We start from the raw sequence: 274 nt of genomic DNA on the forward strand, positions 1-274 counted from the left end.
AGAGATTCTCCTCCGCGTACGGCTGCCTCTGCACTCGACTTGGCTTCATTCGCCGTCGTTGTCGCCGTCGTCACTGTTTGTAATGCTTGCGATACCGTATTATTCGCTCTCTCAACAAGTTCTTTGGCATCATCTGCTGTCTGCTTGGCTGTATTCGCCGCTGTCGTTGCTGCTGTAACCGCTTCACCCGTTTTGGTAACTTCGCTAAGCGCTCTTTCTGATACTTTTTTTGCCTCTTCTGCTACCTGTTGCGCTCCATTCGCACGCGTCATCG

Annotated in this window: 1 pseudogene; it reads right to left on the minus strand. The window is 51.8% G+C overall.

Annotation, left to right across the window (positions count from 1 at the left end):
* A pseudogene (locus tag ACFINA_RS09785) lies at nt 1-274 on the minus strand (hypothetical protein); the annotation flags it as partial.

Source organism: Bartonella sp. AC10YNML (assembly GCF_042196825.1).
In the GTDB taxonomy this organism is placed as follows: Bacteria; Pseudomonadota; Alphaproteobacteria; order Rhizobiales; family Rhizobiaceae; genus Bartonella.